Source organism: Streptomyces sp. NBC_00503, from assembly GCF_036346895.1.
In the GTDB taxonomy this organism is placed as follows: Bacteria; Actinomycetota; Actinomycetes; order Streptomycetales; family Streptomycetaceae; genus Streptomyces.
Map to the genome: position 1 here is coordinate 4,333,529 of NZ_CP107855.1, position 16,260 is coordinate 4,349,788.

At 71.1% G+C, this 16,260-nt stretch carries 14 protein-coding genes; 9 read left to right on the plus strand and 5 right to left on the minus strand.

The genetic code is table 11. The features are described 5' to 3' along the window. Positions 1-65 precede the first annotated feature (65 nt). The 3 genes from OG490_RS20315 to OG490_RS20325 are packed head-to-tail and all read right to left on the minus strand — an operon-like array spanning position 66 to position 5,057. Positions 66-1,202 (minus strand): acyltransferase family protein, encoded by a 1,137-nt coding sequence (locus OG490_RS20315; protein WP_330297717.1) that lies wholly within the window; start codon positions 1,200-1,202, stop codon positions 66-68. Continuing rightward, the gene (locus OG490_RS20320) at positions 1,202-3,268 is read right to left on the minus strand and encodes a PIG-L family deacetylase (protein ID WP_330297718.1); all 2,067 of its coding nucleotides are present in this window, start codon (positions 3,266-3,268) and stop codon (positions 1,202-1,204) included. The genes OG490_RS20315 and OG490_RS20320 overlap by 1 nt, the downstream gene beginning before the upstream one ends. A 16-nt stretch (positions 3,269-3,284) precedes the next feature. After that, positions 3,285-5,057, minus strand: a complete 1,773-nt coding sequence (locus OG490_RS20325) for a stealth family protein (RefSeq protein ID WP_443065965.1) — start codon at positions 5,055-5,057, stop codon at positions 3,285-3,287. Positions 5,058-5,435: 378 nt separating this feature from the next. Here OG490_RS20325 and OG490_RS20330 point away from each other — a divergent pair, with 378 nt between their 5' ends. From OG490_RS20330 to OG490_RS20345, 4 genes are all read left to right on the plus strand, one after another. Further along, the gene (locus OG490_RS20330) at positions 5,436-6,356 is read left to right on the plus strand and encodes a hypothetical protein (protein ID WP_330297720.1); all 921 of its coding nucleotides are present in this window, start codon (positions 5,436-5,438) and stop codon (positions 6,354-6,356) included. Further along, positions 6,356-9,190 (plus strand): stealth conserved region 3 domain-containing protein, encoded by a 2,835-nt coding sequence (locus tag OG490_RS20335; RefSeq protein WP_330297721.1) that lies wholly within the window; start codon positions 6,356-6,358, stop codon positions 9,188-9,190. Before OG490_RS20330 ends, OG490_RS20335 begins: the two co-directional genes overlap by 1 nt. 118 nt (positions 9,191-9,308) lie before the next feature. Then, positions 9,309-10,628, plus strand: a complete 1,320-nt coding sequence (gene codA, locus OG490_RS20340) for a cytosine deaminase (RefSeq protein ID WP_330297722.1) — start codon at positions 9,309-9,311, stop codon at positions 10,626-10,628. A 6-nt stretch (positions 10,629-10,634) separates the two neighbouring features. Next, entirely contained in the window at positions 10,635-11,234 is a 600-nt protein-coding gene (locus OG490_RS20345) for an HD domain-containing protein (RefSeq protein ID WP_330297723.1), read from the plus strand. Positions 11,235-11,334: 100 nt separating this feature from the next. On the opposite strand, the gene OG490_RS20350 is transcribed toward OG490_RS20345, so the two are convergent. Beyond that, positions 11,335-11,781 carry a DoxX family protein gene (locus OG490_RS20350; protein WP_330297724.1) on the minus strand — a complete coding sequence of 149 codons (447 nt, stop codon included), beginning with the start codon at positions 11,779-11,781 and terminating at the stop codon, positions 11,335-11,337. Between the two features lie 94 nt (positions 11,782-11,875). Beyond that, a complete protein-coding gene (locus tag OG490_RS20355) occupies positions 11,876-12,988 on the minus strand; it encodes a sulfite oxidase (RefSeq protein WP_330297725.1) in 1,113 nt (370 codons plus the stop codon). A 102-nt stretch (positions 12,989-13,090) separates the two neighbouring features. On the opposite strand from OG490_RS20355, the gene OG490_RS20360 reads away from it, so the two are divergent. The 5 genes from OG490_RS20360 (at position 13,091) to OG490_RS20380 (ending at position 16,155) form a co-directional block, all read left to right on the plus strand. Next, positions 13,091-13,486, plus strand: coding sequence for an SHOCT domain-containing protein (locus tag OG490_RS20360; RefSeq protein ID WP_330297726.1), 396 nt, complete (start codon positions 13,091-13,093; stop codon positions 13,484-13,486). 227 nt (positions 13,487-13,713) lie between these two features. Beyond that, complete coding sequence (locus OG490_RS20365) at positions 13,714-14,082, plus strand: hypothetical protein (RefSeq protein ID WP_330297727.1); 369 nt, start codon at positions 13,714-13,716, stop codon at positions 14,080-14,082. Between the two features lie 197 nt (positions 14,083-14,279). Then, positions 14,280-15,062, plus strand: coding sequence for an AfsR/SARP family transcriptional regulator (locus tag OG490_RS20370; protein WP_330297728.1), 783 nt, complete (start codon positions 14,280-14,282; stop codon positions 15,060-15,062). A gap of 225 nt (positions 15,063-15,287) precedes the next feature. Beyond that, the gene (locus tag OG490_RS20375; RefSeq protein WP_330297729.1) at positions 15,288-15,470 is read left to right on the plus strand and encodes a hypothetical protein; all 183 of its coding nucleotides are present in this window, start codon (positions 15,288-15,290) and stop codon (positions 15,468-15,470) included. Between the two features lie 25 nt (positions 15,471-15,495). Continuing rightward, a complete protein-coding gene (locus OG490_RS20380; protein WP_330297730.1) occupies positions 15,496-16,155 on the plus strand; it encodes a 4'-phosphopantetheinyl transferase family protein in 660 nt (219 codons plus the stop codon). The last annotated feature ends 105 nt before the right edge of the window (positions 16,156-16,260 follow it).

Here is a 16,260-nt window from a genome sequence, read left to right on the forward strand (position 1 = left end):
TGATCAGGAACGGGCGAGGGCGGGACGTTTCCGTCCCGCCCTCGCGTACGTCGTGTTGCGGCGGGTCAGCGCCGGGCGCCGACCGCCCCGGCGCCGGTGAGCCACTTCTTCATGGCCTTCGCGCTGGGCCGTTCGACGAAGCGGTGCACGAGCCAGGAAGCGAGCAGCATGACCGCGAGGATGCCACCGAGGAGCGGCCAGGGCGCGATGTCGGTGTGCAGGCGCCGGATGATCTCCCAGCCCAGTTCCTCGTGCAGCAGGTACAGCGGGAAGGTGAGCGCTCCGGCGGTGGTGAGCCACTTGCGGTTGAAGAAGCGCAGCCGGCCGAGGGCCACGGCCAGTACGAGCAGGTAGAACACCGTGATGACGGCGAGGCAGACGGTCCAGGAGAGCTGGTGCTTCACCGAGCCCTCGGCCGTCTTCAGCAGGGCGTGCAACTGGTTCTGGGCGAGCAGCCAGGACATGCCGAGCAGCAGCCACAGTTCGGGCTTGGTGCCGAACCGGCGCATCAAGAACATCACGACGCCCGCGACGAAGAACGGGGCGGCATCGGGCATGGCCATGAGCTTGATCAGGTCGATGCCGGAGTGCGGTGCCAGGACGGACATCAGCAGCCAGATGCCGCAGAAGGTGACGACGCGGCGGTAGGTGAGGCCCAGCGCGGCGACGATGCCGAACAGCAGGTAGAAGCGCAGCTCGGTCCAGAGCGTCCAGTAGACGGGGTCGATGTCGCCGACACCCATCGGTTCCTGGAGCATCGTCAGGTTCGACAGGATCTTGCCCGGGGTGATCCCGGTCTGCTTCATCCCGTGGGACCAGAGCATCACGGCGGCGGTGAGCAGGACGGCGAACCAGTAAGCGGGGTAGAGCCGGATCACCCGGGAGATCGCGAACTCCTTGACCGTGCGTCCCCAGCAGGACATGCAGATCACGAAGCCGCTGATCAGGAAGAACAGCTGCACACCGAGCCAGCCGTAGGAGGCGATCGGGTGTGCCGTCGGGAAGATGACGGAGGTGGACTTGCCCCACACCGGCGTCGCCCAGTCGTCGAAGGCGACGAAGTGGAAGGCGACGACGATCAGTGCGGCGAGCAGGCGCAGCCCGTCGAGCGTGTAGAGGCGGCCGCTCCGGGCGGGAGCGGCGGCGGGGCGGGGAACCGCGGCGTGGACGGGTATGACGGCGGGGACAGCTGGAGTGGTCATCAGCGACTGTTCTCTGGAACGGGGCTCGTCACGAGGGTCGCGTCGGGCGCCAGGCGGGCGAGGAAGGGACGGCCGGCGGAGTCGGAGGCCAGGGCGGCCTGGCCGACCACGGCACCCTTGATGCTGTTCCAGCGGGGGGTGACGCCGGTTTCGAGCGTGGCCAGACTGGTGCCGCCGTCGTTGTTGCGGGCGGCGACGAGCACCCCGTCGCGGAGCGGGTGGAGGGCGAGCGGCCCGTAGCCGCGGCCCGCGAGATCGAGTTTTCCGTCGGTCCACGTGCTGCCGTCGGCCGCGCGGCGGTGGAGCTGGGGGCGAGCCGTCTTCGGCTGCCGGAACACCAGGAGCAGCGAGCCGTCGGGGCGGGCCAGGACGGTCGGAGGGTCCGCGGGAGCGGGCAGGCCGGTGGGGACCGGGGCGAGGTCCTGGCCCGGCTGGTCGTGCGTCCAGTGGTGGACGGTGTCGTGCCCGGCGGCCAGCAGGTGGACACGGCCCTTGGCGTCGGTGGCGGCGGTCAGGCCCTCCTGCACCTCGGCTCCGCCGAGGTCGCGCCAGTTGCTCCAGGTGCTCTCGCCGCTGCGCCGGAGCCGGGTGGAGACGCCCTTGGACCAGTTGCGCGCGAAGAGGTGGACGGTGCCGTCGCCGGCGACGGCCACCACGGGTGCGCCCGTGCGGCGGCCGCGCTCCGGGTCCTTCTCCGGGTTGCCGAGCGAGGTCCAGGCCCCGAACGGGCCGTCGGTCTTGCGCTGTTCGGCCATGACGAGCTCGCGCAGGTTCTCCTGGGCATCGGAGCCGAGACCGGCGACGCGCTGGGCGTACAGCTGCCAGCGGCCGTCTTCGGTGAGGACCGCGGCAAGCCCGGGCAGCAGTCCGTCGCCGCCGAGCAGCGTGGGCTCGCCCCAACTGCCGCTGCCGGGCTTGGACTCCTGCCACATGGCTGCCCGGCCGCCCAGGACGCAGAACGCGGTGAGGCGGCCGTCGGGGGCCTGCTGGATCCGGGGCGCCGCGGTGGGCTGGCGCTGGGAGGTCCGCTGGAGCCAGCCCGGGCCGTACGAGCGGTCCTGGCCGACGTCGTAGTCTCCGCAGCCGGCCTCGAAGTCGCAGCGGTCCGGCGAGCCGCCGTAGGCGTTGAGCACGTCGGCCTTGGCACGCTGGATCTGGGGCGGCAGATTGTCCGGCCACCGCTCGTTGTAGTACCCGCGGTAGCTCACGACGGTGTGCGAACGGCCTTCGCCGGGCCCCTTGTAGCGCTCCAGGGCGGCGTACGCGAACAGGGCCGCGGCCGTGTGGTCCGGATGGTCGGAGTAACCGGGCTGGTCGTGGTGGGCGCGGTTCTTCGAGTCGTGGACCTGGGAGTCGGGGTCGGGGTCGAGGGTGCGGACGAGGGTGGGCTTGTGCTCGTTCAGCAGCGCGGCCAGATTGGCGATCAGGCTCTCGCGGGTCACCTCGTGCGAGGCGGTGACGGGGGAACCGGTGGAGACCAGGGTGCTGGTGGACGCGGCCGGGTCCGACCACAGCACCGGAAGGGCGTTGCTCGCGCCGCCGCCCGTGGAGTGCTGTCGGACGCCGAGGAAGACGAGCTGGACCCCGGAGTGGCCCTCGAGGGTGTCCACCTCGACGGGGGTCCCGTCCTGCAGGGTCTTGGCCTCGGCCTTCCAGGGCGCCTGGTCCTTGCCGGTCGCCATCAGCGCGTAGGCCTGGCGCAGGCCCTGGCGGCGGGCGCCCGCGTAGCCCGGGACGTCGGGCTCGGGGGGCGTCTTGGCGCCGGGGACCTTGTTGACGCCCGAACTCTCGCCGCAGTTGACGTACACGCTGACCAGCCGGTCGTTGTCGCTGATCGACTGCTGGAGTTCCGGGTTCATGAAGTACAGGTCGTCGTCCGGATGGGCCACGATCTGCATGATCCGTGCGCCGCTCATGCCGTCCTTCGCCGGGGGAACGGAGGCCCGGGCCGGCGCCGGGGCCTTCGACGGGTGCTTCTTGCCGTCCGGACCGCTCGTGCACCCCGCCGCGGCGAGGACCAGGAGACCCGTGACCACGGTGCGCCGTGTGGGGGGACGTACGGTCACGGTGCTTCTCCCATGGTTACGCGGATCGCTCGAAGCGGCTGGGAACGGGGTAGTACGCGTCCAGGAACGTGCGCAGGAGCCCGCTGCTGGTCTCGAAGTCCTCTTCCGTCGAGAGCGTGTCGTTGAGGCAGAACACGTCGCGGTCGCGTGCGAGGAGCAGCTGGTCCAGGCGGTTGGCCGCATTGGGCAGCGAGACGTCTATGTACCTGTACTCCAGGTCCCCGGCCAGTGCCCGCCCGGTGTGGAAGGCGTAGTAGTGGTGCAGGGACGAGGGTATGGCTATGTCCTGCGGACTGCGGAACCGGTTGGCGGCGGTGGCCCGGTGCTGCTCCCCGAACTCGTCCTCGATCTCGGCCAGGACGGTGCGGTTCAAGGCGTGCGGGACGTGCCGCATCTTCTGCGTCGGCGTGGTTCCGAAGCGTGCCTGGATCAGGGCGCGGTTGTTCTTTCCGGCGACGGAGACCGGCACGTCGTCGGCGGACGGCGGACCCAGGGGCACCAGTGCGGGCGAAGGGAAGAACTGGGTCAGGCCGTTGGCGAGGAAGAACCCGCTCGGGGCCATCTCCCGGCCCAGGAACACGTCGTCGTTGAAGTAGAGGAAGTGCTCCGAGAGGCCCTCGATGTGGTGCAGCTGGCTCTCGATGGCGTGCGAGTTGAAGGTCGGCAGCACGGACTGGTCGGCGAATATCTCGCGGTGGCTGACGACCTTGATCCCGGGCTGTTCGGTGTCCAGCCAGTCCGGCGTCTGGTCGTCGGTGACGATGTAGACGTTGCGGACCCAGGGGGCGTACATGGCCAGCGACCGCAGGGAGTACCGCAGCTCGTCGTGGTTGGCGTAGCGCGCCGCGTTCGCCGCTTCGGCGTGGTAGTCGGCGCCGGAGAACTTGGACCGGCGGCGCAGCCACTCCGTTTCGGTTCCGTCGACCCAGGTGTAGACGACGTCGACGGGGAAGGTGATGTCCCGGGGGAGCGTGGTCGTGAACTCCGGACGCGTGCGCACCGTCATGTCCGTGGTGGTACGGCTGCCCCAGGGAGCCGTGAACGTGGTCACGGGGACCTCCACGGAGGCTCCGGCGACCGGTACGGACTCGGTGATGGAGTTGCGGCGGGGGGCGACCAGCTGGTCGCCCTCGGCGGCCCAGAACTCGATGTCGCAGCCGTGCTCGTGCCCCATGACGAGGTTCTGGCCGGGGTCGGTCCGGTACCAGAACAGGCGCAGGGCGCGGGCGCGCGCGAACCGGCGCCAGTTGGCGGCCTGGTAGGCGGGGAGGACGCGCTTGTCGTGGGGGCCGCTGGGGCCGAAGTAGGCGGGCACCGTCCGGGTCAGCTCTTGCAGGGCGGTGACGGCGCGGGCGCGGTCGGAGGCGGCGACGGCCACGGTCGAAGCCCGGCGCTCCTGGTTGCGCACGCAGAAGTAGTCCACCCCTGCCGCGTCGAGGGCTTCGGTGACCGCACCGAGGCCGATGCGGCGGGTGGTCTCGGGCGACAGGCCTGCGTCCACGAAGGCGATGCGCGGGCGCCCGCCGACGGTCATGACGAGCGCACCCGATCCGGCGAGGAGGGAACGGTGCACGGTGGCCAGACGGGTTCCGCGCACCTTGCCGAGCATCTGACCGACGCCGAGGGAGCCGATGGACTGCTTGACGCGGCGGCGGGCCTCGGGAGAGTAACGGTCGGCGACCACCCGGCGGAGACGGTGCGGGGTCACCTTGCGGTAGAGGCCGACCAGGGCGGAGCCCTCGGCGTTGGGTCGTCCGTTCCGGGGCGCGGCTACCTTGGCGGCGATCACCTGATTCAGCGGCGGTACGGTCACGATACCCTGTGCCTCATCCCTGGTTCCTTCGGTTGGCCGTAGCCGTCGCCTATCATGCTGACTTACAAAGAAACATATATGTTCGATAAGAATCAAGAAAACCCCATGCGAATGCAACGCGTCACAATCGTGTGTCGACAGCGGACGTAGCGGCATTTCTCTTCAGTTGGTGACGGGCATCCTGCAAGTGGAGTCACGTGGGTGCTCGGACCCGGAGCTTTGACCGGTCACATCACGCGCGCGGGGGCATCACCACAGGAGAGACGTGGGTACGCCATGAGTGAAACCTTGCTGTCCCATGCGGTGGGGGCGGTAAAGCGCGCTCGGCGCACGGCGGGCCGGATTCGCCGTCGGGTGGAGCGGATCGACACCGTGCCGGCTCTGGGCGGCATGGGGAGGTCCGGGCCCACCCTGAAGCCCGTCCACCTCTCGGTGATCGGTGGCCGTACCTTCAACCTCGCCGTTCCCGTTCCCGTGCCCTCCTCCGGCACCTCCGCCGAGGTCGTCGCGGCGGTCCTCGTGTTCGAGCGGGGGGGCCGGCGCCAGGCCGTCCCGATGGAAGTGGAACCCCAGCGCCACGGACCGGTGCTGCTCACCGCGACGGTCGGGCTGCGCCACGCGCGCCACGACGCCCCACAGGCCACCGACCCGCGTCTGACCGACGGGGTGTGGAAGCTCACGGTCGAAACGGCCGACGCCGACGGGCGCAAGGAGCGCTTCGGCATCACCGCCCCGGTCGCCCACACGTCGTCCGGCCCCATCCACTCCACCTCGCCCAGTCCGTCGTCGGGCGCCGTCTTCCGGCCCGTGAGGTCCGTCGACGGGCAGTCGATGATCAAGGTGACGGGCCCCAAGGCCGGCGCCGAGCTGACCGCCTTCGACCTGCGCTGGGACCGGATCTCGGTCCGCGGCCGGCTGCTCGCCGGCGCCACGCCGGCCGCCTTCACGGCCGAGGCCGTGCGTCGAGGCGGTACCGCGTCCGTGGCGATCTCCGCCGAGTGGGACGGCGACCGGTTCGCGTTCGACGTGCCGCTCGATGCCATGTCCAAGGGGCGGGGCAGGAGCGTGTGGGACATTCAGCTCCGATCCGGGCGAACCCGTCTCAAGGTCGGCCGTCATCTCGGTGACGTGCGCCACCCCAAAAAGGTCTTCCGTACTCCTTTCCGCACCATTGCCACTGAGGAAGGTGCGCTGCTGCGCGTGCACGCGCACCTTTCTGCCGCCGGAAACCTCGCCGTGAGCAGCACTGTCATATCCACCAAGGAAACTGCCTGATGAAGATCACCTTCCTGCTCACCTGGGGCGACGAGATGGGTGGCACCGAGATGGCCACCTACACCCAGGCTGCACACCTGACCCCGCGCCACGAGGTCGAGGTGATCAGTGTCTTCAAGACCAGGCCCGCGCCCTTCTTCTCGGCCGGCCACGCCATCCCGCGTCGCTACCTCGTCGACCGCACCGGCCCGTACGGGCGCCCGGTGCGCGAGAGCGGTCTGAGCGAGAAGGTCTGCCGCACGCTCAGCTCCCTGCCGAGCGAGGTGGTCCGCCCCGCCTGGGAGGCCACCTTCGACCGCCTCTCTGACATCGAGATGACCAGGGCCCTGGGTTCGCTCGACACCGACGTGCTGGTCACCACCACGCCCGCCCTGATGGCCGCCGCCGCAGAGCTCGTGCCTTCCCGAGTGATCACCGTGCACCAGGAGCACCGCGCGTCCCAGCTGCGCGGCGTCAGCGGCGAACCGCTGCTGGTCTACGCGCCCCGGATCGACGCGCTGGCCTCCCTCACCGAGCGCACCAACGACTGGTTCGCCGACTCGCTGGGCGCCACCGCCCCCGAGCTCGTCGCGATACCCAATGCGGTCCCCGACGGCTTCCGGCCCCGGTCCGACCTGAACAACAAGACCATCGTCCTGGCCGCCAGGATGACGCCCGAGAAGCAGCTCGACCACGCCATCGAGGCCTTCGCCTCCATCGCCGACGAGCACCCCGAATGGACGATGCGGATCTTCGGCGACGGGCCCCAGGAGGTCCGCCTGCGGCGCATCATCGACGGCCTCGCCCTGCATGACCGCGTCCTGCTGCTCGGCCGCTCCTCCGAAATGGAGCGGGAGTGGGCCAATGCCGGTCTCGCCATGCTGCCCTCCCGCAACGAGGCCTTCCCCCTCGTGCTCCTGGAGGTCTTCGCCGCAGGAGTTCCGGTCGTCGCCTACGACATCGTCACCGGGCCCGCCGAGATCATCCGGCACGGTGTCGACGGCCTGCTGGTCCCCGCGGGCGACAAGGCGTCCCTGGCCGTGGCCATGTCGAAGCTGATGGGCGACGACGAGACCCGCCGGGCCTACGGCAAGGCCGCCCGCGAGGGCGTCCACGAGCGCTTCAGCGGCGAGCGGATCACCAAGCTGTGGGAGGAGCTCTTCGAGCGCCTCGTCGCCCGCCGCGACTCGCCCGCCCGGCTCGCCGAGCGTGCCGACCGTGTCGCACTGCGGATCGCCGCGGGCGGCACCCGCACCTTCAGCATTTCGGCGCCCATCAGCGTGCTGGCCGGCTCGGCGGACGAGCAGAAGGCCCGCGAGGTCATGATCCAGGCCCAGGACCGCTCCGGCACCCTGGTCCGCTCCGCGGGCCGGCTGGCCGAGGTGCGCGACGACGTCCTCGCGTCGCGCATGGCCGAGTGGAACCTCGAGATCACCACCGGCGCGCTGAAGGCGCACGGCATCCCGTACGTCCTGCTGCGCGACGGCGGCACCTCGTACCGCATCGCCGTCGAGGCCGAGCGCCGCAAGGCGGTGCTCGCCGCCCTCGCCGCCGAACTGCAGGGCAAGCCCGTCTACGCGGAGCTCGTCACCCCGCGGGGCGCGGCCCCGGGCGCGATCCTCGCCGAGCGGCTGAAGCAGGCCGGCGACGTCGCCGGCCTGAACGTCTTCAAGCCGATCGTCACCGAGAGCCGGACCCTGCGCTACGGACCCGCCTTCGCGTGCTCCGTCGAATTCTGGGACGAGGAGCCGCAGGACGCCGAGCTGCCCGGCTGGCGCGCGGCCCCGCGCGGCTCCACCCTCGTCGGCCCGCGCCTGCCCTCGCTGGAGGCCACCGCCACGCTGCAGGTCGCCGAGCGCGAGTACCCGACGGCCTCCGCCTTCGGCGATCACCTCATGTGGGAGGTCGAGTTCCCGGTCGACGTCGTCTACACCTGGGTGGACGACAGCGACCCGGCGTGGCGCGAGCGCCGCGACTCCGCGAAGCGTGCCGCGGGCCTCCTCGCCGACGATGGCGCGGACAGCGGTGACGTGCGCTTCCGCAACCGCGACGAACTGCGGTACTCCCTGCGGTCGCTGGCCATGTACGCCCCCTGGGTCCGCAACGTCTACATCGTCACCGACGACCAGACGCCGGACTGGCTGGACACCGAACAGCCCGGGATCAAGATCGTCAGCCACCGCGAGATATTCGCCGACCAGTCCGGGCTGCCGACCTTCAACTCGCACGCCATCGAGAGCCAGCTGCACCACATCGAGGGCCTCTCGGAGCACTTCCTCTACTTCAACGACGACGTGTTCCTGGGCCGCCCGCTCCAGCAGTCCGAGTTCTTCGCCAGCAACGGCATGAGCCACTTCTTCCGGTCGCCCACCGCCATCCCGCCGGTCGAACTGTCCGAGACCGACGAGGGCTACTTCGCCGCCGCCAAGAACAACCGCGCACTGCTCCACCGGAAGTTCGGCCGCACCGCCACCCACGGCTTCCTGCACACGCCGCACCCGCTGCGGCGGAGCGTCCTCAAGGAGCTCGCCGAGGAGTATTCCGAGGAGGTCGGCGCCACGGCGGCGAGCAAGTTCCGGGCACAGACGGACCTGTCCGTCACCTCGTCCCTGCACCACCACTACGGCTACCTGACCGGCCGGGCGATGCCGTCGACGATCACCTGCTCGTTCATCAACGCGGGCGACTACGAGCACCACACGCGGCTCAGCCGCCTGCTGGCCACCCGCAGCCACAGCGTGTTCTGCATCGGCGAGTCGGCGAACGCGGCCGTGCCGGCCGACGAGCAGGACCGCGTGCTGCACGCGTTCCTCAACGCGTACTTCCCGGTGCGCTCGCCGTTCGAGAAGGCGTGACCCCAGGGTCCACCCCGGCGTCCCGCTGACCGCGGTCCGACGGTCCCCGTTCCCCTCCGCGAGGGGAACGGGGATTTCGCACGGCCCGGTGCGGTCCCCGCGGTCGTAGGCTGACGGCATGCGGATGATCGTCCGGGGTGCCCGGCTGATGCACGGCGAAGGCCTGTACGACGTCGAGGTCGCGGAGGACGGGCGGATCGCGCGCGTGCTCCCGTACGACGATCAGAAGGAACCACCGGCGACGGGGGTGCTGATCGAGGCCCACGGCGGGCTGCTCAGCGCCCCCTTCGTCGAGCCGCACATCCACCTGGACACCGCGCTGACGGCCGGGGATCCGCGCCCGAACGCCTCCGGGACCCTCTGGGAGGGCATCGCCTGCTGGAGCGAGCGCAAGCGGACCCTGACCCGCGAGGACGTGATCGCGCGGGCCACCGAGGTGCTGCGCTGGCAGGCGGCTCAGGGCGTCCTGCACGTGCGCACCCACTGCGATGTCACCGACCCGGCGCTGACCGCGCTCGACGCTCTGCTGGAGGTGCGCGACCGGGTGCGGGACGTGATGACCCTGCAGATCGTCGCCTTTCCGCAGGAGGGCATCGTCTCCTTCCCCGACGGCGCGGAGCTGCTGCGCGAGGCGGTGCGGCGCGGGGCGGACGTGGTGGGTGCGATCCCGCACTTCGAGGACACCCGGGAGGACGGGGTGGCCTCGCTGTCGATCGCCTTCGCGCTCGCCGAGGAGCACGGACTGCGGATCGACGCGCACTGCGACGAGATCGACGACGAGCAGTCGCGGTTCGTGGAGGTGCTGGCCGCCCTCGCGCTGCGCTCGGGGCTGCGCGAGCGGGTGACGGCCTCGCACACGACGGCGATGGGCTCCTACGGCGGCGCGTACAGCTACAAACTCCAGCGGCTGCTGTCGCGTTCCGGGATCAACCTCGTCTGCAACCCCTTCGCCAACCTGGGCCTCCAGGGCCGCTTCGACGCCTACCCCAAGCGGCGCGGCCTCACGCAGGTCAAGGAGATGCTGGCGGCGGGCGTGAACGTGGCCTTCGGCCACGACGACGTGATGGACCCCTGGAACCCGCTCGGCACCGGCAACCCGCTCCAGACCGCCCTCGTCGGGATCTACGCCGCCCAGCTCACGGGGGCCGAGGAGATCCCGGTGGCCTTCGAGATGGTGACCGAGCGCGCGGCGCGCGTCCTGGGTCTGGAGCCCTCCGAGTACGGCATCGCGGCGGGCGCGCCCGCCTCCTTCGTGCTGCTGGCGGCCGAGTCGCCGACGGATGCGGTCCGCCGCCAGGTCCGCCCGCGGTACGTGGTCTCGCGCGGCACCGTCCTGGCCGAGACCCCGGCGGCTCCGGCCCGACTGCTGGCCTGGCCGGGGGAGGCGGAACCGACGGAGGTGGACTTCCGGCCCCGCTCGGGCCCCCGCCTACACTGACGCCGCATGACCCTTGAGACATGGATACTTGACACTCCGTCGGGCCGTGCGGCCCTGGAAATTGCCGCCGAGTACGCGGACGCGGCGCTGCTGAACCACTCCGTGCGCTCGTACGCCTTCGCGGCCGAGTACGCGGACCGCCGCGGGCTCGTCTACGACCGGGAGCTGCTCTACGTCAGCGCGCTGGTGCACGATCTCGGCCTGACCGCGCCCTTCGACAGCCACACCCTGCCCTTCGAGGAGGCGGGCGGCCACGTGGCCCGGGTCCTGACGGCGGGGCTGGGCTGGCCGGCCGAGCGGCGGGCTCGCGCGGAGGAGGTCATCGTGCTGCACATGCGGGACGACGTGACGGCGCAGGAGGACGCGGAGAGCCACCTGCTCCAGGTCGGCACCAGCGCGGACGTCTCCGGCCTGGGCCTCGCCGACTTCGACCCGGCCTTCACCGGACGGCTCCTGGAGCAGTACCCGCGCCTGGGCTTCGGCGACGCCTTCTTCGCGCTGGTCGCGGACCAGGCGGAGCGCAAGCCGAAGTGCGCCGCGGCGGCCTACGTGGCGGGCGGAGCGAAGGAGCGCATCGCGGCCAACCCGCTGGACCGGCAGGGCTGAGCGGCCCGGCCGGCGGGGCCCGGCGTCGCGGTGGCCGTCCCCCGGCGGGCGGCGCCCGTCGGCGTCGGCGCCGCCCACCGGGGGAGGGTGTCCGGTCGGGTCAGAACAGGCCCAGCGCGTTGTCCAGGGACCAGACCTGCCAGCCCATGGCGAAGAACGCGGCCACGGAGATCAGGGCCATCATCAGGTTCTGCCCCTGCTCGCCCCAGTCGTGGATCATCAGGACCAGGTAGATCAGGTTGAGCAGCAGCCCGGCGACCAGGGCTATCGGGGTCAGGAATCCGGCGATGAGGCCCAGCCCGAGGGCGAGTTCGGCGTAGGCGACCAGGTAGGCCATGAAACGCGGGTAGGGCTTGACGACGAGGTCGAAGCCGCGCGTGACGAACGCCCAGCGGTGCTTCTCGGCGACCCCGGCGGCCCAGCGGATGCCGCCCCCGCCGAACCAGTCCTTCTTGTCCTTGTGCCGCCAGCTCTCCAGCCACCACAGCCCGAGCCCGATCCGCAGAACGGCGACCCATTCGGGTCCGCCGAGCCAGATGGTCTGCATCCTCGGTTCCTCTCCTCGCACATCCCTGACGAAAAACCTGACGGTTCGTCAGTTTCATGGGAAGGGGGCCGGTGTGGCAAGGGGTCGGGGTCCCTCAGCAGCAGACGACGGGGACGGACTGGACCAGGTTGTTGCCGAAGCCGCCCCGGTTCCAGGGCTGTTCGAGGGGCTGGGTGCGTCCGGAGCCGTCGGTGGCGCGGACCAGGAGGGTGTGGCTGCCCGGGGTGGCCGTCCAGTCGGCGTGCCAGCCCTGCCAGGCGTACGGGTGCGCTCCCCGCGGCAGCAGCTCGGCGTCGGCCCAGCCCCGACCCCCGTCGGCGCTGAACTCCACGCGCACGACCGCCCCGTAGCCCGACCAGGCGCGTCCGCGCAGCCGCACGGGGCCCGGGTGCACGACGCGGGTGCGGGACATGAAGTCGGGGAAGCCCGGCGGGATCAGCAGGGCGCGCGGCGCGATCCGGGTGACGGGCTCCCCGGGGTCCTCGGGGCTCTGCCGGTAGCGGTAGGCGACGGCCTGCTGGAACCCGCGGAAGGGGGCGTCGACGAGCTCGATGTCCCGCAGCCACTTCACGTGCGCCATCCCGTACCAGCCGGGCACGACCAGCCGCAGCGGATACCCGTGCTGCGGGGGCAGCGGGGAGCCGTTCATCGTGTGGGCGAGCAGGACGTCCGCGTCCACGGGCAGCGGCAGGCTGCGCCGGTAGTCCTGCTCGACGCCCCGTTCGACTCCGTGGTCGGCTCCGGTGAACACCGCCTCCACGGCGTCCGCCGCGACGCCTGCCTCCGCGAGGACGGTGCGCAGCGGCACCCCCGTCCAGTCGGCCGTTCCCACCGCCTCCACCAGCCAGGGCTGGCTGACCGGGCGCGGGGAGAGCCGGGCCCGTCCGTTGCCGGCGCACTCCATGGTGACCCGGCGGGTCACGGCGGGCAGCGCGCGCAGCTCCCGCAGGCCCAGTCGCAGGGGGAGGCGCAGGTGGCCGTGGACGGTGAGCCGCCAGGTGTCGGACTCGACCTCGGTGAGGGTGTCGGGGATGTCGTAGTGGACCAGTACGTAGTGCAGCCCGGCGGGCGTGACCTCGTACCGCATGGCTTCCAGCGGCAGCCCGTGGTTGCGCGCGGCGAGCGCCAGCTCGTCCTGGCCGATGCCTTCTCCGGCCGCGGCCACCCGGCTCGGCGCGCCGACCCCGTCGAGGGAGCGCTCCTGCATGTCCTCATGGTCGCGCGCGGGCGGCGGAGCGGCTACTCCACGTGCGGATCACCCACCTGGGCGGTATGAATTGATCTGCCCCTTATGTGATCGGAGTGCCGCGTGGACGACTATCCGCTGCTCAACCTGTTCTGGACGATGCTCTGGCTGTTCCTGTGGGTCATGTGGTTCTTCCTGCTGTTCAAGGTGATCACGGACATCTTCCGCGACCACGAGCTGCACGGCTGGGCCAAGGCGGGCTGGCTGATCCTGGTCCTCCTGCTGCCGTACATCGGAGTCTTCGTCTACCTCATCGTCCGCGGCCGCAGCATGGGCCGGCGGGACGTGAAACAAGCCGAGGAGCGCGAGAAGGCCTTCCAGGACTACGTCCAGAAGGCGGCGGGCGGCGCCCCGCGCCACAGCCCGGCCGAGGAGCTGGCCAAGCTGTCCTCCCTGAAGGAGAAGGGCGACCTCACGGCGGAGGAGTTCGACAAGGCCAAGGAGAAGCTCCTTGCATGAGCTCGACTTTTCCTGACCCAGCACTCCCCGAGCGGGGGCCGAACCGTCCGCGGTCCGGCCCCCGCTCGGCTGGCCGCACCTGGTCCGCAGCGCCCTGCTGGTGCTCGGGGGCGCGCTGGCCGTCGTGGCCATCGGGATGCTGATGGGGTGGCTGGTCTCGCCGCCCGACGCCTTCGCCTCGAACAGCCAGGTGTCGGCGCGCATCAGCCCGCGCCGCCGGGGTGGAGGTGGGCGCCTTCCGCGGGCGGACCCTGGGCCTGGTGGTGGCGGTGCTCCTGGTGATCGCCGTACCCCTGACGGCCGGGACGGTCTCCGTGGCGCGCGACCGGCAGTTGGCCGTGGACGCCCGGCCGGTGGCCGAACGCTGGGCCGCGGCGGGCAACTGGCGGATCGCCTCGGTCGAGGCGCGCAACGGGATCGTCGTCATCAGCGTCCTCGGCCTGCCCCCGCACCCGGCCCCGTCCGCGCTGCGGGCGGCCCTGGACGAGCGGGGGATGAGCGGTTCGGACCTGGAGCTCCACCTGGTCGGCGGCTCCACCCTCTGGTGCCCGGCAGGTGGTCTGACCTGCACGAACTACAAGTCCGACCGCTCCTGACCGGGACCGGAGCCCGGTCGTCCGGCGGCCGCGTTGATTGGCCGGTGGCGTCCGGGCTTCCGGACAACGAGGCGGTCGGCTTCCATCGTGTTGTGACCGAAACGGGGCCCGCCCCGGCAAGGCCGCAAGCTGCGGGGGGCAGCCCGATTCTGTCCAGCGTCGCCTAGTACACGTACCGCCACGAAAGAGGGGGCATCATGCGATTCAACATTCTGGGACCACTCGAAGTGGTGGGTAGCGAGGGAACTGTGGCGTTGGGCGGAGTCGTCCAGCGGAGCACCCTCGGCTATCTGCTGCTCCACCCGAACAAGGTGGTCGCCACGAGCCGCATCGTCGGCGCCCTGTGGGGCGACGAGGCGCCGGTGACCTCGCGGAAGATGGTGCAGAACGCCATCTCCGGGATCCGCAGGATGCTCGCCGAGCACGAGGGCCCCGACGGCCGTCCGCGCCTCGACACGGCGAACCCGGGATACATGCTCCACATCGACCCGCAGGCCGTGGACTCCGTACGGTTCCGGATGCTCGCGACCCGGGGCCGGGCCGAGCTGACGGCGGGGCTTCCGGAAGCCGCGTCGGCCACCCTCTCCGAAGCCCTGGGCCTGTGGCGGGACTCGGTGCTCGTGGACCTCGCCGAGGCGGGCATCCGCTGGCCGGCCTTCGCACAGCTGGACCGCGAGCGGATGGCGGTCTACGAGGACTGGGCGACGGCCGAACTGGAGCTGGGGCGCCACTTCGAGCTGGCCTCGGAACTGGACCGGGTCGCGGCCGCGGTGCCCACCCGGGAACGGCTCTGCCGCCACCTGATGCTCGCGCTCTACCGCTGCGGCCGGCAGTCCGAGGCGCTCGCCGTCTACCGGCGCACCCGCCGGGAACTGGTCGAGGTGCACGGACTGGACCCGTCCCAGGAACTCCAGTCCCTGGAGCGCTCGATCCTGAACCAGGAGCCGCGCCTGCTGGGCCGCCAGCCGCAGCTGGTCTGACGCGGACCGTCCCGCCGACCGACCGACCGAATTCAGCAGACCGGCCCCAATGGGCCGGGAGTACGAATCCAATTCCATTCCGCCGGGAAATTCAGGGGTGCGCTAGGGGATCCAGTCGAGGGCCGCCGCTTCTACCTTTTCCATAGTTCTAGTTCGCGGCCTGCCAGTAAGGCGGTATTCATGCACGCTCGACCATCCGACACAGTGGCTCCGTACGCTGATCGCGTGCCGTCGGGAGATGCGGCAGCCGCGCCCACCAGTGATCTCGGCGCGGCGCGCGACGCGGCTCTCGACATATTCACAGGAAACCTCCGGGCCTATGTCCGACCGCCGCAGCGGAGACTCGGCGAGGTGCCGGTACCGGCCTCGGTGCGGGCCTGGTTCTCGCCCGTCCGCTTCGCCGAATGAGTACCGGGCTCCTGGGAGGTGCGCCGTGATCGCGGCCCTGCTTCCCGACACCGTGGCCTACGCGGAGGAGTTCGGGGACCCGCCCGGCGGGTTCCTGTTCGCCGAGGAGGCCGCCCGGATCGCGAACGCGCTTCCGGTGCGCCGGCGCGAGTTCACGACGGTACGGATGTGCGCGCGGCGCGCCATGGCGGAACTCGGCATCGAGCCGGTGCCGCTGCTTCCTGGTGCGCGGGGTGCCCCGCAGTGGCCGGAGGGTGTCGTGGGCAGCATGACCCACTGCGTGGGCTACCGCGCGGGGGTGCTCGGCCTGCGCCGGCACATCACGGCGATCGGCATCGACGCCGAGCCCGCGCAGCCGCTGGCGGCCGGTCTCCTGGAGACCATCGCGCTGCCGGGCGAGCAGGCGCACGTACGCAGGCTCCTGCGGGCCCGCCCGCAGATCGCCTGGGACCGGCTGCTCTTCAGCGCGAAGGAGTCGGTCTACAAGGCCACGTTCCCGGCCACCGGGGTCAGGCTGGAGTTCACGGACGCGGCGATCACCATCGACCCGTTCAACGGGACCCTGCGGGCCCGGCTGCTGGTGCCGGGGCTGGTCTTCGGAGGCAAGTGGTACGACAGCCTCGAAGGCAACTGGAGCGCGACCGGCGGGCTGTTGCTCACCGCGATCACCGTCCCGGCCGATTGACCGGCGGACCGACCGGCGGACCGACCGGTCACTTGACCGGCCGAGCGGTACCGGGCAGCACGAAGGGCCGGACACCACCTGAGGAGTGGTGTCCGGCCCTTCGTC

Coding starts and splice junctions, on each gene's coding strand:
- OG490_RS20315 (WP_330297717.1), bottom strand. CDS start 1,202: ATGACCACTCCAGCTGTCCCCGCCGTCATACCCGTCCACGCCGCGGTT.
- OG490_RS20335 (WP_330297721.1), top strand. CDS start 6,356: ATGAAGATCACCTTCCTGCTCACCTGGGGCGACGAGATGGGTGGCACC.
- codA (WP_330297722.1), top strand. CDS start 9,309: ATGCGGATGATCGTCCGGGGTGCCCGGCTGATGCACGGCGAAGGCCTG.
- OG490_RS20345 (WP_330297723.1), top strand. CDS start 10,635: ATGACCCTTGAGACATGGATACTTGACACTCCGTCGGGCCGTGCGGCC.
- OG490_RS20350 (WP_330297724.1), bottom strand. CDS start 11,781: ATGCAGACCATCTGGCTCGGCGGACCCGAATGGGTCGCCGTTCTGCGG.
- OG490_RS20355 (WP_330297725.1), bottom strand. CDS start 12,988: ATGCAGGAGCGCTCCCTCGACGGGGTCGGCGCGCCGAGCCGGGTGGCC.
- OG490_RS20370 (WP_330297728.1), top strand. CDS start 14,280: ATGCGATTCAACATTCTGGGACCACTCGAAGTGGTGGGTAGCGAGGGA.